The following is a 5,748-nucleotide window of genomic DNA, read 5'->3' on the forward strand; positions in this document are numbered from 1 at the left end:
TGTTCATCCCGGCCGATGTCGACAAGTGGGACCTGATGATGCTGCACTTCCAGGCATGGGAAAAGGGCATCAAATCGCTCTATTACCTGCGGTCGAAGAGCGTGCAGCGCGCTGGCTTTGCTGGCGGCGTGGAAGCCGACAATACGGCCGATGCCGCCAAGTACGAACTGGCTGCCGGCGGCGAACAGACCGATTACGAGGAATGCCTCGCCTGTCAATAGTAATGTTGTGCTGTGTCTCATTCTATGGAACAGGATGGGACTGCAGTCAATAAATGACTTGAAAAAGTGAGAAGGTGTGCCCTCATGGACCGGGAAACCCCGTAACCCATGAGGGCACACCGTCTTGCGTCTGGCTTTCGTCAATCCTGATCTTCTCGACCAGCCGGTCGACGAAACCCTCATGCCGAGAGAGCTCGAACGGTTCTGGCACGAGCGAGCCGGCCCGTTGGCGAAGTCGCTCTACTCCAGGATCGGGATCACCGGACGAGCCCCCTTCGTCCTCGATCAGAATTCAAATCCTCCTCAAATCCATCCTCAGTCCTCCAGCGTCCTACGCAAGATGACCGAGCAGGTGCCCGGGCGGACCACCATGCGGACCTATGGTCAGCACGTCCTCAGGTTCGTCGCCACGCTAATGGAGGATGGCCATGACCTGACGACCGTCGAGCCGGGATACCTTTCCCAATACCGGGCTCGTCGCCTGGCGAGCACGACACCTCAGGGAAAGCCCCTGGATCCTGTCTCCTGGAACTCCGAAGCCGCCGCGCTGAAGACGATGTTCGATGCGGCCGTCCTCCTGCGTCTACGCCCCGACAACCCGACCGAACATCCGGCACTGCAGTGGTCCTTCAAGGGCGCCGCAGCTTCATCCGAAGAGCCCAAGTTCATCACACTCGACCGCTTCCGCATCTTCCGGGACGACGGGCTGATGGTGACCAAATCGCCGTTGCGCAACGCCGCCTTCGCCGAAACCATCCTGACGTCCGGCATGCGTCTCTACGAAAGCAGCAGGATGCCGCCATCGGCCGTTCCCTCTCGCTCCGAAAGCACCGGTGGTCGAGCGTTCACCTATCCAGTCCCTGCGATCGATGGAAAAGGCTATCGCGCCCGGAAAGTCCCCGTCGGCATCCACGCGTTCCGTCGCCTCCAAGCATATCAGCAACTCGAGCGACTGCCGGCGCTCGAACGCAAGGGGCTTTCGGCGTCCCCAGCTCCGCTGTGGATCAACCAATCCGGCGACCTCATGGGGATCGGCGGCTGGGAAAAGGTCTTCGAGAACGCATCCGAGCGATCGGGTGTCAAGGTGACGCCGCATACCCTCAGGCACACCTTCGCGGTCTACATGCTCTGCGCGCTCCTGCGTCGGCATCACGACAGCATGAAGATCAAGGACGATGTCAGACGCCTCACGGAAGGCGGTCGCGGTGACGTCTACGCTACGATCTTCGGCGACCCCCTCCGCGCCCTCCAGCGTCTCCTGGGTCACAAGCACTACGAGACGACCTTCATCTACCTCGACATCCTCAGCGCAGACGATTTCGTCATCGACGAGGCGCTGCGGATCTTCGAGGATACCTTGGGATCGGAGGAGGACTACCTTGACCTCATCCGCTGAGAACAGGAAGGATGCGTCCAATGACCGTCTCCCGCCGAGGCGGGGGCGGCCGCGGCGAAAAGTCCCGAGCCTCGACCGGGGAGGCGTTCTCCAGTTCCCCACCCGGTCGAATCCGAAGGATTGGCGGCATCGCCATTTCGAACGCAAGAACCCCCTGAACTGGGACTTCGCTTCGGTGCGTCCTGCCCTCGGGAGGGCCATGCTCGATGCGGTCCACAGGATGTCGGGACCCGGCAAGGCCATCGCCACCGGATCGACGGCCTTGGCCTACCAGACACAGAGCAAGCCCTTTTTCCTCTGGCTGGCAGAAACGGAAAAGGACGCGCGAGGTCAGGAGCCCGGCAAGGAAGACACCATCCTCGATCCTCAGATCGTCGAGGACTTCCGCATAGCCATGGACCTGCGTGCGACGCTGGGAGAAGTCACCGGCACCACCGCCTATGCCTACAAGGCCGCGCCGCTGAGAATCCTGCGACAGCTGTATCTCGAGGACGCGGCGGTATTGGGCCCGAGTTGGCGTGACGAGGACTTCCTTCCCGGCGAGCGGATCGACGATACGAAGCCCAACGCACCCTATTCGCTCGCCGAATCGCAGCGCATCATCTCCGCCTGTGCGGCCATACTGCACCGGACGCACGATAGTGGCGACCCCGGGGACAGGGCGGTCATGGAGATCGCCGCCTTTGTCATCATCGGCCTGAAGCTCGGGATCGAGCCCGAATGCCTTCCCGTGCTCACGCTGGCGAATCTCAGGCCCGATGGGCGGCGCATCAAGGTGCGCTACATCAAGCGGCGCGGCGGTGGCGGAAACGGATTTCGCAAGAGCCGAACCACCAACCCGAGCGACTGCGGCATCGACACCGAGGAGGAGGCCATCGCGGACGGGACCTCGTTCCGGGAAGCCGCCGGGGCCCTCGCTCTCCTGCGGGATCGAGCCAGAGAGAGGCAGGACCAGGATGGCGGAGCCGACGATGCGACACCGCTGTTCACGTTCCACTGCGCCGCCGATGCCTTCAGGGCATTCAGCGACCATCTCAACGAGAGCGGCCTACGAGATGATCACGGCGGGCGATTGCCGATCGTCAGGAACAGGCTGCGCCCGACCTGGCGGACCCAGCGCACGATCAGGCATGGAGGCCGACTGTCAATCGACAGGTCGGACAACTCGGCCGACGTGCGCGCCAAGCACTATCTCGACAACGACCGTATCCGACCCTTTCTCGAGAATGCGGTCCTCGACGCGCAGGCCCAGGCCTGGAACCATGCGCTCTCCAGGCGGATCGTCGATCTTCCGAACGACGCATCCGACGATCAGGTATCGGCAGCCGCACAAAAGGCCGAAGTCGCCGAGAACGACATCGCGACCGCGCTGTCCGGCGAGCAGGACCTGTGGCTCGCCAGCTGCCGCGACTTCACGAATTCCCCGTTCGACAAGCCGGGCACACCCTGTTCGAAGGCCTTCTTCGGCTGCGTGGTCTGTCCCAACGCTCTGATCACGCGTCGATCCCTGCCCGCGATCCTCGGCTTCCGGGCGCATGTCGAGCGGCGCCGCGACGAGATGGGGTCACCCGAGTGGGAGGCCCTCTACGGCGCTGCGTGGCGTGAGATCACCCATGCCATCCTCCCCCAGTTCGACCAACGCACCGTCGCAGAGGCGGAAACGATCGCCAGGGGGCTGGACATGCATCTCCCTCCCGAGATGCTGCAATGAACGCGCATGCCGGCCATATCCGGGCTCAAGATGAGCGCAGCCAGCGGTCGCCCCACGGCGAATCGCCCATCCTGCTGCGTCGTCCCGACCTCAAGGGTCGGTTCGACGCGATGGTCTGGGATCTGACGGAGACGGATCACCATTCCGGCCGTGTCGAATCGATCTGCCGGATCGACTGGAACGACGTCGCCGCGAACCACCCGGGCTGGCTCTCCATCTGCAAGGAACTGTGCTGGCACCGGTTGAACACGCCGCTGGCGACCCAGAAGACGATCGGCAGCTACCATGCCTCACGCGAGCAGCTGAGGATGAAGCGGTTCCTGCGTTGGCTGGACGTCAAGCACCCCGATGTCGCGGGTCCTCTGGACCTCCGCCAGCGGCACGTCCACGAATATCGCGTATGGCTGGAGAACCATGGCCCGGAAGATGCAGTCAATGCCTCCGGCGCGAATGTGCGGACGGGTTCCTCCTGCAGCCCGCAGACGGTCTGGAGCTATCTCCTCCCGATAAAGGCGCTCGACGTCTTCCGTGAACGCCTGAATTCCCCACTGCCATTCTCCCCCTACGACGGCAACCTGACCGCAAAGATGCTCGGCGCCGGCGAGGCCAATGAGGAGAACGCGACCGAACCCCTGCCGGACGAGGTCATCGCGACGCTTATCGACTGTGCGCGACGCTATATCGAGCACTATGCACCCACCGTGCTTGCGATGCGGGAAGAGATGCACGAATTCTGGGACGATGGCAGGGCTGATTTTCCCGGTTGGAAGACATCACCTGGCACCTGCCCCGAGACGGGCATCACCTGGATGCCGGACCGCAAGAAGGCGGCGCACCATCTCTATCGCGAGGAACTCGGCCATCTTGTCGCCGCCTGCCTCATCGTGATCCTCTACCTTTCCGGAATGAGGTCAGGGGAGGCCAGTAACCTCGGTTCCGACTGCCTCGACCGTCCCGTCGACAGGGCTACAGGCCTCCGCGACCGCTGGCGCATAAGCGGCATACCGCTCAAAAAACGCGGCAAGGGCAAGGAGGGCAAGCCTCCACCCGTGGAATGGGTGGTCCCGGATATCGTCGCCCAGGCCGTGCAGATGCTGCAGAAGCTTCTGGCACCATACCGCGCGATGCACGGGTCGGATCTGCTCATGCTGAGCAAGGATGCCCTGCGCAAGCCCAAGTCGCGAGACAGGAAGCTGCTGCGTTCATCGAAGACCGGCTATCCACTGTCCGTCACCTCCATCGGAAGCCTGATCAACCTGTTCTACGAACGGGCGAGATGGCAGCGGGACGCGATCGCCCAGACAGACCCGAGTCTCACCCAGGCGCCCGATTATCACATCAAGCCGAGCCAGTTCAGGCGCACGCTCGCGAGGTTCATCGCGAGGCAGCCTTTCGGCATCATCGCCGGACGCCTCCAATATCATCATGTCTCGACGGCCGTCTTCGAAGGATACGCCGGCTCCATCTCCGACACCTTCGCTCTCGATGTCGAAGACGAGCGCATACTCGCGGGCATCGACATCCTCGAGGAGATGAGGAGTGATGCCCGGGCAGGCTGGCGGGCTGGGCCAGGTGCCAGCCGTGTTCTGGCTGAATGGGAGAACGTGCGTGAAGTGGGCCTCGCATCGGCCGTGGTCGACACGTCCTCGAAAGGAGCGGTGCTCGACAACAGCGTGCGCAAGCTCGTTCAGACGGTCCATGTCGGTAGCCTGAGCTACTGCGTGTTCAACGTGAGCAACGCGCTCTGCTTGACGGAACAGGAAAAGTCCTCACCGGGCGCGTCCCCGGCGATAAGCATGTGCTCTCCGGACAAGTGCGCCAATTCGGTGATAGCGCCCTGCCACGTTCCCAAGTGGCAGGGCCTGCTCGACGAGGTCCGGAGACTATCCGGAACCGCCCGGAGCGGACCGCAGAAACAGTCACTCCGGACCGCCGCCGAGAGATACGAAGGGGTGATCGCCAAGGCACAGGGAGGTGGAAATGGAAAAGATTGACCAGACCTCCTTCGAGGAACTCAGAAAGGACAATGCGGACCGCCTTCACGAACTCGACGTGCTGGCGGGAGGAGGCGACCTTCGCGGAACGGAAACGACCGAAAGGACGATCCGGGCCGGAATCGACCGCTTCTGCCGCGGGACCACGCAGACGGACGGCTCCTGGACGGTCGTCAACCTGGTCGAGGAGACCGGCGTCCCGCGGCCGACGCTCTATCGTTACAAGCGCGAACTCGAACTCTTCCAGAATCTTGGCGCATCGGCTCCGCACGGCGGCGCGCGCGAAGAGCTGAAACGCCTACGGAGCGAATTGGCAGCAGAACGCGAAGCCGCGAAGGCGGAACGCGCGCGACACCGCAATGCCGAAGCCGTCCTCGTGGAGCGCATCCACGCACTATCCCTACTGGTGGCTTCGGCGATGGGAGA

The 5,748-nt window shown here is 63.1% G+C and carries 5 protein-coding genes; all 5 read left to right on the forward strand.

What is annotated here, in order from left to right:
• The coding region (locus tag Q0602_RS17115; RefSeq protein WP_298845834.1) for a hypothetical protein at window positions 1-221 on the forward strand (221 nt) is incomplete at its 5' end.
• 181 nt (window positions 222-402) lie between these two features.
• A complete protein-coding gene (locus Q0602_RS17120) occupies window positions 403-1,617 on the forward strand; it encodes a tyrosine-type recombinase/integrase (RefSeq protein WP_298845836.1) in 1,215 nt (404 codons plus the stop codon).
• A gap of 199 nt (window positions 1,618-1,816) precedes the next feature.
• Window positions 1,817-3,328 (forward strand): hypothetical protein, encoded by a 1,512-nt coding sequence (locus Q0602_RS17125; RefSeq protein ID WP_067505634.1) that lies wholly within the window; start codon window positions 1,817-1,819, stop codon window positions 3,326-3,328.
• Complete coding sequence (locus tag Q0602_RS17130; protein ID WP_067505637.1) at window positions 3,325-5,322, forward strand: hypothetical protein; 1,998 nt, start codon at window positions 3,325-3,327, stop codon at window positions 5,320-5,322. The genes Q0602_RS17125 and Q0602_RS17130 overlap by 4 nt, the downstream gene beginning before the upstream one ends.
• On the forward strand, window positions 5,303-5,748 hold a 446-nt coding region (locus Q0602_RS17135), incomplete at its 3' end, for a hypothetical protein (RefSeq protein WP_298845846.1). The genes Q0602_RS17130 and Q0602_RS17135, both read left to right, overlap by 20 nt.

Source organism: uncultured Salinicola sp. (assembly GCF_937921195.1).
Lineage (GTDB): Bacteria > Pseudomonadota > Gammaproteobacteria > Pseudomonadales > Halomonadaceae > Salinicola.